Annotated in this window: 18 protein-coding genes; 7 read left to right on the forward strand and 11 right to left on the reverse strand. The window is 41.9% G+C overall.

The features are described from left to right. Positions 1–4: 4 nt before the first annotated feature. From ABJF57_RS20460 to ABJF57_RS20470, 3 genes are all read right to left on the reverse strand, one after another. Complete coding sequence (locus ABJF57_RS20460) at positions 5–1,561, reverse strand: glycine betaine ABC transporter substrate-binding protein (RefSeq protein WP_462234936.1); 1,557 nt, start codon at positions 1,559–1,561, stop codon at positions 5–7. Next, the gene (locus ABJF57_RS20465) at positions 1,558–2,349 is read right to left on the reverse strand and encodes an ATP-binding cassette domain-containing protein (protein ID WP_462234934.1); all 792 of its coding nucleotides are present in this window, start codon (positions 2,347–2,349) and stop codon (positions 1,558–1,560) included. The genes ABJF57_RS20460 and ABJF57_RS20465 overlap by 4 nt, the downstream gene beginning before the upstream one ends. 90 nt (positions 2,350–2,439) lie before the next feature. Then, on the reverse strand, positions 2,440–3,243 hold the full coding sequence (locus ABJF57_RS20470) for an exonuclease domain-containing protein (RefSeq protein WP_462234932.1): 804 nt from the start codon (positions 3,241–3,243) through the stop codon (positions 2,440–2,442). Positions 3,244–3,407: 164 nt separating this feature from the next. On the opposite strand from ABJF57_RS20470, the gene dnaB reads away from it, so the two are divergent. Continuing rightward, positions 3,408–4,937, forward strand: a complete 1,530-nt coding sequence (gene dnaB, locus ABJF57_RS20475) for a replicative DNA helicase (protein WP_462234930.1) — start codon at positions 3,408–3,410, stop codon at positions 4,935–4,937. Between the two features lie 77 nt (positions 4,938–5,014). Beyond that, complete coding sequence (locus ABJF57_RS20480) at positions 5,015–5,995, forward strand: quinone oxidoreductase family protein (RefSeq protein WP_462234928.1); 981 nt, start codon at positions 5,015–5,017, stop codon at positions 5,993–5,995. 5 nt (positions 5,996–6,000) lie between these two features. Here the strand turns inward: ABJF57_RS20480 and ABJF57_RS20485 are convergent, their stop codons facing one another. The 3 genes from ABJF57_RS20485 to ABJF57_RS20495 are packed head-to-tail and all read right to left on the reverse strand — an operon-like array spanning position 6,001 to position 7,331. Continuing rightward, positions 6,001–6,588 carry a YdeI/OmpD-associated family protein gene (locus ABJF57_RS20485; protein ID WP_462234926.1) on the reverse strand — a complete coding sequence of 196 codons (588 nt, stop codon included), beginning with the start codon at positions 6,586–6,588 and terminating at the stop codon, positions 6,001–6,003. Between the two features lie 9 nt (positions 6,589–6,597). Then, positions 6,598–6,921 carry a tetratricopeptide repeat protein gene (locus ABJF57_RS20490; protein WP_462234924.1) on the reverse strand — a complete coding sequence of 108 codons (324 nt, stop codon included), beginning with the start codon at positions 6,919–6,921 and terminating at the stop codon, positions 6,598–6,600. A 23-nt stretch (positions 6,922–6,944) separates the two neighbouring features. Beyond that, positions 6,945–7,331: a hypothetical protein gene (locus ABJF57_RS20495; RefSeq protein WP_462234922.1), complete on the reverse strand. Its 387-nt coding sequence runs from the start codon at positions 7,329–7,331 to the stop codon at positions 6,945–6,947. A 142-nt stretch (positions 7,332–7,473) separates the two neighbouring features. Between ABJF57_RS20495 and ABJF57_RS20500 the strand changes: the two genes are divergently transcribed. Then, complete coding sequence (locus ABJF57_RS20500) at positions 7,474–8,055, forward strand: DinB family protein (protein ID WP_462234921.1); 582 nt, start codon at positions 7,474–7,476, stop codon at positions 8,053–8,055. Here ABJF57_RS20500 and ABJF57_RS20505 read toward each other — a convergent pair. Genes ABJF57_RS20505 through ABJF57_RS20525 form a run of 5 tightly spaced genes read right to left on the reverse strand, consistent with a single transcriptional unit; the run spans position 8,052 to position 11,872 of the window. Beyond that, a complete protein-coding gene (locus ABJF57_RS20505) occupies positions 8,052–8,300 on the reverse strand; it encodes a SemiSWEET transporter (protein WP_462234919.1) in 249 nt (82 codons plus the stop codon). The genes ABJF57_RS20500 and ABJF57_RS20505 overlap by 4 nt on opposite strands. Positions 8,301–8,304: 4 nt before the next feature. After that, positions 8,305–9,273, reverse strand: a complete 969-nt coding sequence (locus ABJF57_RS20510) for a YpdA family putative bacillithiol disulfide reductase (RefSeq protein ID WP_462234918.1) — start codon at positions 9,271–9,273, stop codon at positions 8,305–8,307. 20 nt (positions 9,274–9,293) lie between these two features. Further along, on the reverse strand, positions 9,294–9,815 hold the full coding sequence (locus ABJF57_RS20515; protein WP_462234916.1) for a hypothetical protein: 522 nt from the start codon (positions 9,813–9,815) through the stop codon (positions 9,294–9,296). Positions 9,816–9,836: 21 nt separating this feature from the next. Further along, a complete protein-coding gene (locus ABJF57_RS20520; RefSeq protein WP_462234914.1) occupies positions 9,837–11,066 on the reverse strand; it encodes a serine hydrolase domain-containing protein in 1,230 nt (409 codons plus the stop codon). 5 nt (positions 11,067–11,071) lie between these two features. Further along, the gene (locus ABJF57_RS20525; protein WP_462234912.1) at positions 11,072–11,872 is read right to left on the reverse strand and encodes a helix-turn-helix domain-containing protein; all 801 of its coding nucleotides are present in this window, start codon (positions 11,870–11,872) and stop codon (positions 11,072–11,074) included. A gap of 487 nt (positions 11,873–12,359) precedes the next feature. Here ABJF57_RS20525 and ABJF57_RS20530 point away from each other — a divergent pair, with 487 nt between their 5' ends. From ABJF57_RS20530 to ABJF57_RS20545, 4 genes are read left to right on the forward strand one after another with little or no spacing between them, the layout of a single operon-like run. Continuing rightward, positions 12,360–13,097 (forward strand): electron transfer flavoprotein subunit beta/FixA family protein, encoded by a 738-nt coding sequence (locus tag ABJF57_RS20530; protein WP_462234910.1) that lies wholly within the window; start codon positions 12,360–12,362, stop codon positions 13,095–13,097. A gap of 1 nt (position 13,098) precedes the next feature. Continuing rightward, positions 13,099–14,049 carry an electron transfer flavoprotein subunit alpha/FixB family protein gene (locus tag ABJF57_RS20535; protein ID WP_462234907.1) on the forward strand — a complete coding sequence of 317 codons (951 nt, stop codon included), beginning with the start codon at positions 13,099–13,101 and terminating at the stop codon, positions 14,047–14,049. Further along, positions 14,049–14,630, forward strand: a complete 582-nt coding sequence (locus ABJF57_RS20540) for a bifunctional nuclease family protein (protein ID WP_462234906.1) — start codon at positions 14,049–14,051, stop codon at positions 14,628–14,630. The genes ABJF57_RS20535 and ABJF57_RS20540 overlap by 1 nt, the downstream gene beginning before the upstream one ends. A gap of 3 nt (positions 14,631–14,633) precedes the next feature. Continuing rightward, positions 14,634–15,944 (forward strand): NupC/NupG family nucleoside CNT transporter, encoded by a 1,311-nt coding sequence (locus ABJF57_RS20545; protein WP_462234904.1) that lies wholly within the window; start codon positions 14,634–14,636, stop codon positions 15,942–15,944. Positions 15,945–15,950 lie beyond the last annotated feature (6 nt).

The following is a 15,950-nucleotide window of genomic DNA, read 5'->3' on the forward strand; positions in this document are numbered from 1 at the left end:
ACATTTATTCCCTCCTAAGATAATCAGATAATTGGCTGATTGAATAAATTTTTAGAGAATCTGCATGTGTTTTTCTCATCATAAGTGCAAAGGTGTTGTTAAACCCTAACGGAGACATAACCTCAATGCCATATTCAGACTTCAAGCTTGCAGTGGTACTTGCCAATACCTGCTGAGGGTCATTGAAATCGTCAATCTCATTTGGCTGCTTATTAAGTAGAACCAAATACGCGGTTCCAGTATATTCAGGATATATATCAATCTCTCCGAGCCTTAGTGCGTCAAAAACAAGTTTGGTGCCCCCAAATCCAAGTTGAAGTCTGGTTTTGAGACCTGTCTTGTTTTCAATGAGTTGGGAAAAGATGTGAGCCAACAGAAAATTTTCAGTAAAAGCTTTGGAACCAATGATGATATCAGGAGTGTCAGAAGATCCGGCATTCTCGTTGGCATATATATTTAAGGATTTCAGAAATTCATTTGCAACCCCGTTAAGCGGCCTTTGGTTGTAGTCAATTTCATAATTAAGTGCGGACATTAGCGAATCACTCATTTGATTGGCGATGAGATCGAAACAGTTAATGAGCTCTGGATATTCTTGTAACGTTTGTCCATTGACAAGTGGTATCGCGTAGTAAGGAGGGAAGTAACCTTTATCATCAGCAAGTAGGGATAGATCAAACGCTTGAACTCGTCCATCGGTACTGAAGCCATCTATGATATCCACGTCTCCCTCATGGAGGGCACGATACATAAGGGCTATTTCCATTTCCTTAATTTCAAAAGGCAGGTCATACAACGAATCAAGTCCAATATAGCCATCCGCCCGCTCGATGAATTCCGAATTGAATCCAGCTACAAGTTTAGTGTCTTTGGATGCTGAAGTAAATCCATTTCCTGCCAACAAAATGATACTTATTCCTAGCATGCCAACCCAAGTCTCTTTTCTTCTGTAATAACGTTGAATCAATCCCAAAACTCCATCTAGAAAAATAGCGAGTAAAGAGGCTGGAAGGGCTCCCGCAAGAATCATTGATGTATTGTTCAGTGAAATTCCTCTGAAAATGAATTCACCTAGTCCCCCAGCGGCGATTAAGGCACAGAGCGTAGCTACACCCACATTGATAACGGCAGATGTTCTAATGCCGGCCAAAATGATGGGAAAGGCCAAGGGTAGCTCTACGTATCTAAGCAATTGTCTTCTGGTCATCCCCATTCCAATGGAGGCTTCTTTTACAGATGCATCTATCTCCTTAATTCCGGTATACGTGTTTCGTACGATAGGTAAGAGGGCATATAAAAACAGGGCGATGATTGCAGGGGTAGTGCCAATGCCTACAAGTGGAAGTAAGAATCCCAACAATGCAAGACTTGGTATGGTCTGAATCACTCCAACAAATCCGAGGGTAACGGATGCTATTTTCTCAACTCGGGTAATAAGAACCCCAATGAACACACCGATAAATGACGCGAGTGCCATGGAGATCACCGTGAGCTTTAGATGCTGAGAGGTTTGGTCAACGACCTCATCCCAATGCGATATGATAAACTCCCACAAATTCATAGGTAAAGACTACTTAAGGCTCGTGTCAGGATGGTATGTTTTTCTTCTTGGCCTATGGATTCATCATTGATCAATTCTTCTATGGTTCTATTATCTATCTTATGATTTTGCAAGAAAAGCGCTAAACGATCCTTGTTGAGAAATGACCTGACAAAATCATTTATCGGATGGGTTAGCAATTCGAAAGGAGATCCAAACTGTTGAATTTGACCTTGATTCAGCAGAGCGATGCGATCACCAAGTTTGAAAGCCTCCTGCACATCATGTGTCACCAGAACAATGGTTTTTTCTTTTAAAGCCGGGATTCTTAAGAAGTCATCCTGCAGCTGATTTCTGGTGATATTGTCCAGTGCACTAAACGGCTCGTCCATCAAAATAAGGGAAGGGTCATTTGCCAGAGCTCTGGCTATTCCCACCCGTTGCTGTTGACCACCACTTAGCTGAGAAGGATGTTTTGAGAGCAACTTGGTAGATAATCCCGTGAATTGGACCAACTCAATTAGTCGATCTTTCTTTAGCGGATGTTGGTCAATTTGGTTGACCAAAGAAATGTTTTGCTCAATATTCAAATGTGGAAGAAGGCCTACATCTTGAATGACGTATCCAATCTTCCGGCGAAGTGTGTGTGGAGCCGTTGATAGATTCGATCTTCCATCTATTTCAATGACACCTGAATCTGGCTCGATTAACCTGTTGATAAGCTTTAGAAGTGTCGTTTTTCCACATCCACTCGGCCCGAGTAAAACAACAGTTTCAGAAGGTTTAATCTCCAATGATACACCACTCAATACGGGTTTGTCTCCGTATGATTTGTGGATGTCAGTTAGTTTGAGAGATTCGATAAGGCTAGTGTTGGTACTGTCCTAAACTTACTAAATCTACTGGTTAAACCCTCTTAGCTTTATTTTGGTCAGCTTGCGTTTGGTGTCTAAAGGAAAATCTCCTTTCATCATCCAATCATAGAAACTGGGCTCTTTCTTTAGGATATCCATAACGGATTTGCCGCGGTGTTTACCAAAATTGAATACTTCAATTCCATCCTTATAGATCATGCGCCCGGCAAAGTCAACACGTGAAGAGGTGGTGAGTTCATGCAAGACGCCCATGTCATTCTCAATGGTTGCCAGCTTTTTGCCCAAAGTATCAAAAACATCCTGGCCTTCGTATTTTTCAATCTGAGACACAAGAACTTCATGAGTGGCTTGAGTATCCGCCAACGCACTGTGGGCATTTTCCAAGTCTTTTCCGCAATAAAACTTGTAGGCAGCCGTCAGGTTTCTTTTTTCCATGAGGTGAAAGATTTTTTGCGCATCCACGATCTTTCGATTTTCTGTATCAAAATCCACGTTTGCTCTCAAGAATTCCTCAACTAGCATGGGGACATCAAACCCTAAGACATTAAATCCTGACAAATCGCACCCTTCAAGGTATTGTGCAAGAGATTTGGCCACTTGCGCAAAAGTGGGCTCATCTTTTACATCCTCATCATAAATGCCATGTATGAGACTGGTCTCATGTGGGATAGGTATAGACGGATTGATCTTCCTGCATTTTTCCTCTACGGTACCATCTGGCATGATTTTCACCATCGCCATTTCAACAATACGATCTTGTGAAATAGTGGTGCCGGTAGTTTCTAGGTCAAAGACGACTAAAGGATTTTTGAGATTTAATTTGAACAAAATATTGCGTTTAAAAGGTAAGACACCAAAGATACTATAAAGCACCAAAGAGGATATATTTTCGTTGTGGATAAGTGGGGAGAAAATGTGGAATACTACTCGGCATGTCGGGGAATGTCAGGCTAAGTTTGTATGACCAATCAAAACTTACAACGACACCCTAAATGGAAGGAGCAAAACAATCATCAACGACATCAGCTAAAAGCCGCCGAATTGGTCTTTCCACCGTCACAGAACATTTAGGAAAGCTGCCACCACAAGCCGTAGAGATTGAAGAAGCCGTCTTGGGTGCACTGATGCTCGAAAGAGATGCGCTTTCCAATGTGATAGACATTCTTCATTCCGAAAGCTTTTACAAAGACGCTCATCAGGAAATTTATGCTGCCATCGTTACGCTGTTCAATGACAGCCAGCCAATTGACATCAAGACGGTAACACATCAGCTCAGGAAGGAAGCTAAGCTGGAGGTCGTGGGTGGAGCTCATTTTGTAGCAGAACTTACAACAAAAGTGAATTCTGCTGCCAACATTGAGTACCATTCCCGGATCATTGCTGAGCAGTCAATCAAGCGTGAGTTGATTAGAATCTCTTCGGAAATTCAAAAAGACGCTTATGAGGACACGATAGATGTGTTCAAGTTATTGGACAGGGCAGAGCAGTCGCTTTTTGATGTTTCTGAATCTCACATCCGAAAAAATTACGACAAGATGAGTTCATTGATGCATCAGGCCATTGATGAAATTCAGATTAGAAAAGATCGAAAAGATGGATTGACTGGTGTGCCAAGCGGATTCTCTGCTTTGGATCGCGTGACTTCCGGTTGGCAACCATCTGATTTGGTTATCATCGCGGCTCGACCAGGCATGGGTAAAACAGCCTTTGTGGTTTCGGCACTTCGTAATGCTGCCATTGATTTCAATATGCCGGTTGCCATTTTCTCATTGGAGATGTCATCCGTTCAGCTGGTCAATCGACTGATATCTTCTGAAGCAGAATTGCCAAGTGAAAAAATTAAAAAAGGCGACCTGGCTGACTATGAGTGGGAGCAGATGATTCACAAAACGCGAAAGCTTTCTGAAGCACCCATCTTCATCGACGATACTCCAGCGCTAAGCATACTTGAGCTTCGTGCCAAATGTCGAAGACTTGCGGCGCAGCATGGAGTGAAATTGATCATCATTGATTACTTGCAGCTCATGAGCGGTGATAGCACGAAAGGTGGTGGAAATCGAGAGCAGGAAATTGCTTCAATCTCAAGAGCCTTAAAAGGAATAGCAAAAGAGCTGAATGTGCCGGTACTGGCTCTGTCACAGTTGAGTAGGGCTGTAGAAACAAGAGGTGGAGATAAACGACCGCAACTTTCAGATTTGAGAGAATCTGGGTCAATCGAGCAGGATGCGGATATGGTTATGTTCCTCTACCGTCCGGAATACTATGGATTAGATACTGACGAATCAGGAATGCCTCTTCAAGGATTAGGAGAAGTCATTATCGCTAAGCACAGAAACGGTTCGTTGGATACTGTCAATCTTAAGTTCATTGGTAAGTTTACCAAGTTTACCGATTGGGATGGAGATCAAGGAAATGGTTTTGGATCCTTTCCAACATCTGGCCCATCAAATTCTGATTTTACAATTACACTTCCTAGCAAAGCAAATGGGGAAGGAGAAGGAGGCGATGAAACGCCATTTTAAATGTTTCTATTAAGACCGCAGATCACCATTTGTTTAGTTGCTAACTACTTGTAACTGTTAACTTATAATTATTTTATATGCAAGCCATTACGATTACACAGGACTCAGAACCTGTTCAGTTGAATGACATTCCCAAACCGAAAATCTCGGGAGATGAGTGCCTTGTAAAGCTTTCTGCCTCAGCTTTGAATCGGAGAGATCAGTGGATCAGAGAAGGAATGTATCCGGGGATTGTGTTTGGTACGGCGCTGGGTTCGGACGGATGTGGAGTAGTTGAAGAAGGTTCTGCAGATTGGATAGGAAAGACGGTCATCATCAATCCTAATGTTGACTGGGGTGATGACCCTGACGTGCAATCCGATACGTACTCGGTATTGGGTATGCCGACAAATGGAACGCTTGCAGCATACATTAAAGTGCCTGCACATAGACTGCACAAAAAGCCGGATCATTTAAGTGACGAAGAGGCGGCAGCACTTCCTCTGGCAGGGCTCACCGCTTTTAGAGCTACGATCAAAAAAGGAGCTTCAAAAGCAGGAAAAAGGGTACTTGTTACGGGTGCAGGGGGTGGTGTTAGCCAATTTGCCATTGCTTTTGCCGTGGCCTCTGGTGCAGAAGTTTATGTAACAAGTGGCAGTCAGGAGAAGATAGAAAAGGTAAAAAAAGTAGGCGTCACCGATGGTTTCAACTATCGGGAAGAGAAGTGGTTCAAGGCAGCTGGAGCCTTGGGAGGTTTTGATTCCATCATCGATAGTGCTGGCGGAAACCAATTAAATAACTATTTGAAAATCATCAAGCCGGCAGGGCGAATAGTCATGTACGGAAGTACCGCAGGTCATCCAGAGAAGCTTGATGTTTTTCGCTTGTTTTGGTCCCAAGCCCAGATCATGGGATCTACAATGGGTAGCGATGATGAGTTTGAAGAGATGATTGAGTGGGTAAATAAATGTCAGATAAAACCAACGATTGACAAGGTCTATAGTTTAGATGATTACCTCGATGCTTTTGATCGATTCAAAGCCCCTGATTCGTTTGGTAAGATTGTTATCCGGTTTTAAGAGGACTACCTATATCTGTCGTTCAACCCAACGTGCTCCAATATCATTGGGATAATTTTTTCCAGTCGTTTCTGCTTGGTGTCCATGCGTTTGGCTTCCAATACATATTCAGCGTATTCTCGCCTGCATGAAAGCGATAGTGACTCAAAACTTTCAGAAAGCTGACTGCTTGAGGCAAGAGCTTCTTTGAGTTCATCAGGAATTATGAGGGGCTTTTTCTCAGGTTTTACTTCTTTGCCATCCCTTTGGTTTTGAATAGCTTCTTCTAGGTAGGAAACAATCAATGGCTCATTCAAGTCTTCCAATGAGGTAAACCTCCACTGACGCATCCCTTTGGTTTTACCTTCTTGGGCGTTGATCAAAACTTTTGCTTCATCTTTCAGAAATACGCCATTGAAGAACCAGAGACCTGCGTATGTTTTGAAGGCTCCAATTCCCACCACGTTTTTGTTGCCCAAGCAATACGTAGGAATGCCCCATTTCATTTTCTCTACCAATTCAGTGTTTAAGAGAATTGACCGGAGTTTTTCGAGAATATCCAATTGACTTGCTGTCGCTTCAAAATATTCTTCAGGAGTTTTAGCCAGTTTCATGAGTTAAAATTAATCTCTATCGAATTGAAAATTCTGATAGGCTGCTTTCAGTTCTTGTGCTGCTTTTTGATCTTTTTGTTTTTCGGCCAATTCAATTCCTTTGATAAAAACTTGGTCAGCTTCGGCCCAAAGTTCCTCTTCCCAAAGTAGATGAGCGGCTTTAAAGTAGGTGGGAAGATACTCAGGATGATCAGCCAGGAGTGAATTTAACAGTATGATTGACTTTTCTGGAAGCTCATCGTGGTATTCCATTGCAAGTGCATACGTGTTAAAAGGATCTGAGGGCTCCTGTTCGATGTATTTTTCAAGCAATTGGATTCGCGCGGAATTCATAGATGCGAATCTAGTAAATGCTGTCAAATGTGGATGCTACTTGGCAGTTCATTGTCGGAACGAGTGATTTTCGAGGGTATGCCGAAAAACTGGAGCATTACTTTAGCAGCACTGCGAATCATCAATTTGTCCGATACCACGTAAACTTTGGCTATTTGATTTTTATGATTTTGAATCGTATTGTACCATTCCTTACGTGCCTGTAGCTCAAAACCAGTCATTTCCAAACAGTCCCAAACAAATTCGAATGATGAACCTGCTTCCTCATTCATGTATTGCGACCATGCTTGTGATCCAGCTTTAGAAGCTTCTTGTGTCAATTTTTGCTTGAATTTGAAGTACAAGCACTGACTGCCCGTATGTGTGGTTTTTATGGATTGGATATCTAGTTGTGGTGAGATAAAATTCATAATGATGCAAAAGTTGTTATGTGTGAATATAAATTAATCAAAAGACTATTTATAACGGAATTGTAGATTATTTTTAATTACCATTCCTGTTCATTTGCATTCATAGCTTCCAATGCTTGGATGACTTGACTATGTTTATGTCATGAAATTATTACTAAGCATTGTACTGCCCTTGCTATTCATCTGCCAGGCCACTTGTCAAGGAAATAAGCTTGACTACTACTATGAAATCCCGACTGCCCCCACTGAGTATACCGCTGGATCGGTCGCTGCGCGTGTCGTTGACGGGCTTGGCTTTAGGTACTATTGGGGTACGGAGGGTTTGAGACAAGAAGATCTAGGATTTAAACCAAGTGATGAAGCCAGAACCATAGAAGAAACGATGGATCACATTGTTTCATTGACTCAAATTCTAGTTGATGCCGTCAATGAAAAACCTTTTGGTGGAGTGGATCTGGAAGGCAAGTCCTATGAAGATAAAAGAAATATGACCCTTAGAAATATTCGGGAAGCTGGCGAAAAGCTCAAAAAATCTTCCTCAGAAGATTTAGAAAGGTATGATATGATCTTTTCTTCTAGCAATGAATTTCCCTTTTGGAATTTGCTGAATGGTCCCATCGCTGATGCTATTAATCATGTAGGGCAAATCATTTCCATAAGACGTACCAGTGGAAACCCTTACAACCAGAACATCAGTGTTTTGAGAGGCAAAGTGAAGAATTAATCGCCGTGCTTTATTTTAAAAATTAAAATGGTTGCGCTAAGTATCAATGTGATGGCGTTTGCCATTATAATAGGCGAATTGTTCAGCAATACACCGTAAACCAGCCAGCATGCTATTCCAGCTGTAAATAGTATGTACATACCAAGGGATATCCCGTCGGTACTTTTTGTCCTTATGGTTTTGATTGCTTGCGGAGCGAATGAAATGGTAGTCAGTATAGCAGCTAAATACCCTATGAATTCCATTTACTTATTTTTTTGCTATATGATTGATAATTAACTCTGCATGTTCCCTTGAGTTCTCTATAAACCATGCATTGGTTTTCAATCCGCCGCAGATTACGCCGGCCAAAAATACCCCAGGCACATTTGTTTCCATTGTTTCATCATTATAAACAGGCGTCTGGAACTCATCAGTTCCTATTTGCGCACCCATACTTTTCAAAAATGAGAAGTCGGGTTGATATCCTGTCATCGCGAGCACAAAGTCATTGGGGATTGTGATGTCTCCTTTCGGCGTATTTACTTCCAAAGATCGTTCATCTATTTGAGTGATGTTACTTTCGAAATAAGCTTTGATTGATCCTTCTTTGATTCTGTTGTCAATGTCTGGTCGCACCCAATATTTCACGCGTGGGTTGATTTCTTCTTCGCGAATAACCATGGTAACACTTTTAGCTCCCTTTCGATAGACTTCCAGTGCAACATCAACGGACGAATTGGCTGCACCTACAACAGCTATATCCATGTCGAAATAGGGGTGAGGCTCGTCATAGTAATGTTTCACTTTTGGAAGGCTTTCACCTGGGACATTCAGCAAGTAGGGCAAGTCGTAAAAACCGGTTGCAATAATTACACTTTTGGAAACATAGGATTGTTTAGATGATTGAATTTCGAAACCTTCAGGAAGCTTCTTCACCTTTTCAATCTTTTCGTAAAGCCGCGTTTTCAACTTCCATGAAACAGCAACCCTTCGATAGTATTCCAATGCCTCCGATCGAGTTGGTTTGGGATTATGAGAAATGAACGGAACCTCTCCGATTTCAAGTCGATCGGATGTGGAGAAGAATGTCATATTCTTCGGGTAATTGTAAAGCGAATTGACCAAACATCCTTTGTCTATGATAGTATAAGACAACCCAGTTTTTTCCGCCTCAATTCCACACGCCAGACCAATAGGTCCGGCTCCAACGATCAATACGTCTACTTTTTCGCTCATTCAGCGAAGGTAAAGGTGGATTAATTAGGGGAGCAAAAATTGACAGTAAAGTTTCCGTTAACTGTATTCTCTGCGTCAAGAGTGGCATCTAATCTGCCGGTCACTTCAGAATCTGTTATCGAAAGAATTTCTATAGCTCCGATTGAAGCAAGACTAGTTAAAGGAAATCCATCAGTGCTACTAGGATTAATAAGACTTACGAATTCACCGTCAAAACTATTTATATCAAAGAAAAGATTGGTAACTCCAGTGGCTACTTTTGTTGTAAAGGTTACGCTTACACGCTCAGTAGAGAAGAAATCACATGCATCGTCAAAAAGTTCATCACTGTGGTACAAGCGGAAAGATAGAACACCTCCATCAAGGGTTAGTTCTTCAACAGTGCCTTCGCCAAACACAAATGGCAAGCCATCGATTACACCTTGCAGGTTTTGATCCTTAAAGTCAAAGTCCGGTCCTGAATCATCGCTACCGCAAGAGCTAATTAAGATTGCGGAACATAGACCGATGGCAAGTGCGATTGTTTTTAGCTGATTTTTCATTTTAGTGAGTTTTATGCAAAACTACAATATCGAATCATGACTATTAAGCTTCGAGATGAATACCTCGCCAATAGGGGTGATGTAGTCGAATAGCTGAAAATTACCTTCCGCTTCTCCTTTGTTAAGTGTAAGTGCCAATGTCAAATCATAGGCTGGGTAAACCACCAGCAAAGCCTGCCCACCCATGGCCATACCTCCATGATGAATGATTTCAATTGCTTGTTCACCATCGAAATACCGTTTGGAATAATTGTGACGCCAGCCCATTGCATAATTTTGGACATTGATGGAGTCATTATTTAGACGCTGAGGACTGGTCAATAAATCTATGGTCTCTGGGCCTAAGAAAGTTGAATTCAGCAAAACATTCCCAGCGCGTACGAGATCCGAAGGGGTGGATAGAAACCCTCCTCCAGCCCATTTATTGCTGAGGTTAACTTCAGCAGCTTCTCGGTACATGTTTTCATATACTTCATATGGAATGGACCGATCCTTTAGTTCTACATTCTGTTGATCTGGTAGCGTTTGATTCATTCCAAGTGTTTTGAAAACGTGTTCAGTCATGTAATCCAGGTAACCATTTATTGATACATTGTCCATGGCAAGGCTTAGCGCAGAGAAGTTGAAAGAACTGTAGGCGAATTCGTCTCCAGGAGCGAAAAGCAGTTCATCTGATTCAAAATCCGCAACGCTTTCTGCTATACTACCAAACTGCTTGTTTCTATAGTATTCCCAAATAGGGAAACACAAGCAAACATCGTAGTTTCTTAAGCCAGATTGATGAGAAGCTAGCTGACGAATTGAGATGTTTGGTTTATCCATAAATGCATGGGTATAATATTGAATAGAGGAGTCGGGATGGATTTCACCAACTTCAATCATTTTGCCTAACCCCAGGGATGTTAGCGCTTTTGAAGTGCTACCGATGCGATATTGTGTGCTGGTGTCTGCAGCTATCTGTCTAGCTATGTTTTGAAATCCTACAGCATAGGTCCATACCATTTTGCCATTGATCATGGCTGCAACGGAGATGGATGGTGCGCTAGATGCAGCTTGAATGCTGTCAATTAGTCTTTTGGATGCTTCAATCTCTTTCTCAAAACCTGTTTCTTCTACGCCCTCAAACTTTTGGGTGAAGACTTCTCTGGGTAGCGTATCCCATCCAAAAAATTGATCAAAAATGGGCTGAAAAAGGCAATAGATCAACCATCCCAGGCCAATGAGCCCGAGTAAGCAGCTTGATATTTTCATAGGGTTTAGGCTTTTAGTTCAGATTTGATGAATTCAAATCCCTTGTAGAGTAAAACGATTTCGATAATGATCGCTGGTACCAGAACCATGTACCCTAAGAAGAAGAGTATGACAACAGCAAAAAAGAATCCAGCCAATAGTTCAAGTATGCCGGCAATTTTAGCAAGTTGTCCCATGCCGTCCTGTAGCCGCATCAATCCAATACCGAATACAATGGTAAGTGCGCCGTAAGAAATGGACTCGCCAGCACCCAATGACCATAGGTTACTCTCACTCATCTCATAGTAGATCGTGAATATGTCAAAGAAGGTCCAAATGGCGAATAACCCAATCAGTAAGAAGGATGATATTTTGATCAGGTAATTGGAAAAGTAATCACCAAGCTTCACAAAGCCGAAAATGAAGAAGGAATAGAAAATGAAATAGAAGATTTTGGTAGCGATGTAAAAAGGAACAGCATCTACCTCGTATGAATTTTCAAACCGTTCATATTCAAGTATGCCATCTAAGAATCCCAAAACGAAATATACAATTCCTGAAATCCACGCTATTTGAAGCCATGTCTCAGTGGATCGGAGGTAGGAATCCGACTTATTTGATTCGATGGCTTTTTTAAAAGTTTCAAAGTCTGCATCGAGTGCGGTAAGCAGAATTTTTATCGTAGAAGTTCTGGGTGTCACTTCACCTGATTCAATTCGCTGAATTGTTCTTACGCTTACATTGCATGCTTCAACAAGCTCTTCCTGCGTCAAGCTCTTTTGCTGTCGAAGTTCGATTAATCGTTTTCCAAGTTCAGGTTGTCTCATTTCGTCCATTTTTTTCTGGCAATTCTATTCATATCGACCCGTGCTTGCCAAGAAAATCACTTGTAATATACCCGTCATTTACCCGTCAAATTAAATTCTGATGCTGAAAAGACAGGAACGTCACAAATCTGAAAGAGTGGATAACTGCCTGGTGAAAGTATGTTAACACTGACTGGAAGGTGCAGCTATGCAAAGAAGGAGAAAGGCCAATAGAGGCATTAATCATTAATGGTATAATTTAAAAAAATTCCATAAATATCTGATTATCATTGGTATTATAGATTACATTTAGAGTGTGTGAGATATCCACGCAATTGAATCCATCGTATTTGATGCATCCTTTGAGTTCTTGAATTTTTTTTGAATAAAAAGGCTATTCCTAAAGCTTCCCAAATTCGCCATTATTGCTAACTTCGAGGTTCGAAAAAATGAGAGACTGAACCGTTTCGTCTCCAGCTTGTTTGTTTTAAAAACGTTCAACAAATAAATGAAAATATTAGTGTGTATTACGCATGTGCCAGATACAACCTCGCGCATTGCATTCACAGATGGTGATACAAAATTTGACAAAAATGGAGTTCAATTTATCATCGGCCCATACGACGATTATGCGTTAGCAAGAGCAGTGGAGTTGAAAGAGCAGTCCGGTGGAAGTATTACGGTACTTAATGTCGGAGAAGCTGAGTCAGAACCAACGATAAGAAAGGCATTGGCAATTGGAGCAGATGATGCTGTTCGCATTAACGCTTTTCCAGAAGATGCCCTTTTTGTCGCAAAGCAAATTGCAGCGGTTGCCACGGATGGCGGATATGACCTTATTCTAATGGGTCGTGAATCCATTGACTTTAACGGAGGACAAGTGCATGGAATGGTTGGTGAGCTTTTAGGAATTCCTTCGGTTTCACCGGTAATGACATTAGATATTGAAGGACAGACAGCCAAGATTTCAAGAGAAATCGAGGGAGGCAAGGAATACATGGAACTACCGCTTCCATTCGTTGCTGGATGTCAGGAACCCATTGCAGAATGGAAAATTCCAAATATGAGAGGAATCATGAGCGCAAGGACTAAACCTTTGGAGGTGAAAGAACCTACAGGAGACGCACCAAAAACGAAAGTAAGCAAATTTGAACTGCCACCTGCAAAAGGAGATGTAAAGTTGGTGGATCCAGATAACATGGATGAGTTAGTTAATTTATTGAAAAACGAAGCAAAAGTTATATAAAATGGCAGCACTAGCATTTGTAGAAACGGACGAAGGTAAAGTAAAGAAATCATCGCTAGAGGCTGTAAGCTATGCACAAGCAGCAGCAGGTGGCGTTACAGCAATCGTGTTTGGTCAGGTTGCTGATCTGGATGAGATAGGGAAGGCTGGAGCCACCAAAGTGCTCCATGTGACAGACGAAAAATTGGCTTCACCCAATATCATGGCCTATGCTTCTGCGATCGCTGAAGCTATGAATCAGGAGGGAGCAGACCTTTTGATTTTGGCTAAGAGCTCTTTAGGTGATGCTGTATCAGCAAGAGTATCTATCAAAGTGGATGCAGCGCTTGCTTCCAACGTAACAGACCTGCCAGATACATCTGGAGGCTATTCTGTGAAGAAGAGCATATACACCGGCAAAGCCTTTGCTAATACAGATTTAGTAGGTGAGAAGAAAATCATCATCATTAAGAAGAATGCAATTGCCATTAAAGAAGATGGTGGAGTGCCGGAAGTGGCTGAATTTTCTCCAAGTGTGAATGATTCAGATTTCACAGTAAAAACAACGAAAGTAGAGAAAGCCGAAGGAGACATCTTGTTACCTGAAGCTGACCTTGTGGTCTCTGGTGGAAGGGGACTTAAAGGTCCAGAAAATTGGGGAATGGTTGAAGATTTAGCGAAAGCACTGGGTGCAGCTACAGGCTGCAGTAAGCCCGTTTCTGATATGGATTGGAGACCTCACCATGAGCATGTGGGACAAACAGGCATTAAAGTAAGCCCATCTCTGTATATTGCTATTGGAATTTCGGGAGCAATTCAGCATTTAGCTGGGGTAAACTCTTCGAAATACATTTTGGTAGTCAACAAGGATCCAGAAGCTCCTTTTTTCAAGGCGGCTGATTATGGTGTAGTTGGAGACGCTTTTGATGTTATTCCAAAACTTACAGAAGCAATTAAGAAGGCACAGGGTTAATGGCCGATGATAAAATAAAGCTAGAGATATTGGGACTGTCCTCGAGTCAGTCCCAGTCAGGCTCTTTTGCGCTCGTCTTAGGTGAATCAGGCGGAAATAGAAGATTACCCATAATAATCGGGATGTTTGAAGCTCAGGCGATAGCCATTGAGATTGAGAAAATTGTGCCCAATCGCCCGATGACACATGACCTATTCAAGGCCTTCTCGCATAATTTTGATATCGACATCAAGGAAGTTTATATCTCTGATTTAAAAGAAGGCGTTTTCTTCGCAAGAATCATTTGCGAGCAAAATGGCAAAACTTTTGAAATAGACTCCAGGCCATCAGATGCCATAGCAATTGGCCTGCGTTTTAACGTAGATTTCTACACGAATGAAAGTATTCTGACGGAAGCGGGCATTGTCTTGACGGATGAATATGAGGAAGAAATCACCCATGCTGATGTTCCTCAGACTGAAAAAACAAGCATTGAAGACCTTCCCTCAGCTGAATTAGAGAAACTCCTTACCGATGCCTTGGACAAAGAAGACTATGAAAAGGCAGCTCGAATCAGGGATGTGCTAAATAAGCGCAACTAAAACATGGAATACCTAAGAGGAATCGCTGGATTGGTAGGATTGGTGGGCATTGCCTGGGCATTGTCTGGTAATCGAAAGCAGGTAGATTTTAGGTTGGTAGGCATTGGCATAGCCATACAGGTGGTAATCGGACTCATGATTGCCAATGTTGATTTTGTCAATCAGTTATTTTCTTTGGTAAGTGCCGGGTTTGTCAAATTTCTAAATTTTGGGCTTAAGGGTGCAGAATTTTTGTATGGCGACTTAGCAAAGAATAGTGATGCTGTCAACGCCAACCATAGTCTAGGATTTCTATTTGTTTTTCAGGCGTTACCTACGGTTATCTTTTTCTCTGCGGTTACCGCAGGATTGTACTACTTAGGACTACTTCAAAAAATTGTCTACGGGTTTGCTTGGCTGATGGCCAAGACGATGAGACTATCAGGGGCAGAGAGTTTGTCAGCAGCAGGTAATATATTTTTAGGACAGACAGAGGCTCCACTGCTCGTTCGACCTTTCATTGGGAAAATGACGAATTCCGAGCTAAACTGCCTGATGACTGGTGGCATGGCCACCATTGCCGGGAGTGTGCTTGGCGCCTATGTTTCTTTTTTAGGAGGTGGAGATCCAGAACAGCAACAAATTTTTGCGACATATTTATTGAGTGCATCCATTATGAATGCCCCTGCAGCAATTGTAATGGCAAAAATTTTTCTACCTGAAAACGAACCAGAACGGATTGATGGGAGTCTTAAGGTAAATAAGGAGAATATTGGAGTGAATCTTGTAGATGCCTTAGCCAGTGGAGCCTCCGATGGAGTGAAGTTGGCGTTGAACATTGCAGGAATGCTACTTGCTTTCATTGCTGTAATATTCGCCTTAAACTGGATTCTTGTTGATGGTATAGGTGAGTGGACCGGATTGAATGAGTTTGTTGTGCGAACAACAAATGGAGCGTTTGATGGCTTTTCGCTTCAGTATATCCTAGGACAAGTTTTCAGAATTTTTGCGTTTATCATGGGGGTGGAATGGTCAGAAACGATAAAAGTTGGAAGTTTGCTGGGGCAAAAAACGGTTATAAATGAATTTGTAGCTTACCTGAGCCTAGCGGATATGAAGTCGGCTGGATTACTTTCGGAGAAGTCTATCATCATTTCGACCTACGCACTATGTGGCTTTGCTAACTTTAGCTCTATAGCCATTCAAATTGGAGGGATAGGAAGTATGGCGCCTGAGCGACAAGCAGACCTGTCTAAGTTGGGATTTAGAGCACTAGTGGCAGCTACACTGGCAACAATGATGACCGCAACAATTGCGGGAGCACTTTTTGGATAATACGAT

This window comes from Ekhidna sp. (genome assembly GCF_039940915.1).
Lineage (GTDB): Bacteria > Bacteroidota > Bacteroidia > Cytophagales > Cyclobacteriaceae > Ekhidna.

What these genes read in the sequence shown, in the direction of transcription:
- ABJF57_RS20460 (WP_462234936.1), bottom strand. Translation starts at nt 1,561, where the DNA reads ATGAATTTGTGGGAGTTTATCATATCGCATTGGGATGAGGTCGTTGAC.
- dnaB (WP_462234930.1), top strand. Translation starts at nt 3,408, where the DNA reads ATGGAAGGAGCAAAACAATCATCAACGACATCAGCTAAAAGCCGCCGA.
- ABJF57_RS20480 (WP_462234928.1), top strand. Translation starts at nt 5,015, where the DNA reads ATGCAAGCCATTACGATTACACAGGACTCAGAACCTGTTCAGTTGAAT.
- ABJF57_RS20485 (WP_462234926.1), bottom strand. Translation starts at nt 6,588, where the DNA reads ATGAAACTGGCTAAAACTCCTGAAGAATATTTTGAAGCGACAGCAAGT.
- ABJF57_RS20490 (WP_462234924.1), bottom strand. Translation starts at nt 6,921, where the DNA reads ATGAATTCCGCGCGAATCCAATTGCTTGAAAAATACATCGAACAGGAG.
- ABJF57_RS20495 (WP_462234922.1), bottom strand. Translation starts at nt 7,331, where the DNA reads ATGAATTTTATCTCACCACAACTAGATATCCAATCCATAAAAACCACA.
- ABJF57_RS20500 (WP_462234921.1), top strand. Translation starts at nt 7,474, where the DNA reads ATGAAATTATTACTAAGCATTGTACTGCCCTTGCTATTCATCTGCCAG.
- ABJF57_RS20505 (WP_462234919.1), bottom strand. Translation starts at nt 8,300, where the DNA reads ATGGAATTCATAGGGTATTTAGCTGCTATACTGACTACCATTTCATTC.
- ABJF57_RS20510 (WP_462234918.1), bottom strand. Translation starts at nt 9,273, where the DNA reads ATGAGCGAAAAAGTAGACGTATTGATCGTTGGAGCCGGACCTATTGGT.
- ABJF57_RS20515 (WP_462234916.1), bottom strand. Translation starts at nt 9,815, where the DNA reads ATGAAAAATCAGCTAAAAACAATCGCACTTGCCATCGGTCTATGTTCC.
- ABJF57_RS20520 (WP_462234914.1), bottom strand. Translation starts at nt 11,066, where the DNA reads ATGAAAATATCAAGCTGCTTACTCGGGCTCATTGGCCTGGGATGGTTG.
- ABJF57_RS20525 (WP_462234912.1), bottom strand. Translation starts at nt 11,872, where the DNA reads ATGAGACAACCTGAACTTGGAAAACGATTAATCGAACTTCGACAGCAA.
- ABJF57_RS20530 (WP_462234910.1), top strand. Translation starts at nt 12,360, where the DNA reads ATGAAAATATTAGTGTGTATTACGCATGTGCCAGATACAACCTCGCGC.
- ABJF57_RS20535 (WP_462234907.1), top strand. Translation starts at nt 13,099, where the DNA reads ATGGCAGCACTAGCATTTGTAGAAACGGACGAAGGTAAAGTAAAGAAA.
- ABJF57_RS20540 (WP_462234906.1), top strand. Translation starts at nt 14,049, where the DNA reads ATGGCCGATGATAAAATAAAGCTAGAGATATTGGGACTGTCCTCGAGT.
- ABJF57_RS20545 (WP_462234904.1), top strand. Translation starts at nt 14,634, where the DNA reads ATGGAATACCTAAGAGGAATCGCTGGATTGGTAGGATTGGTGGGCATT.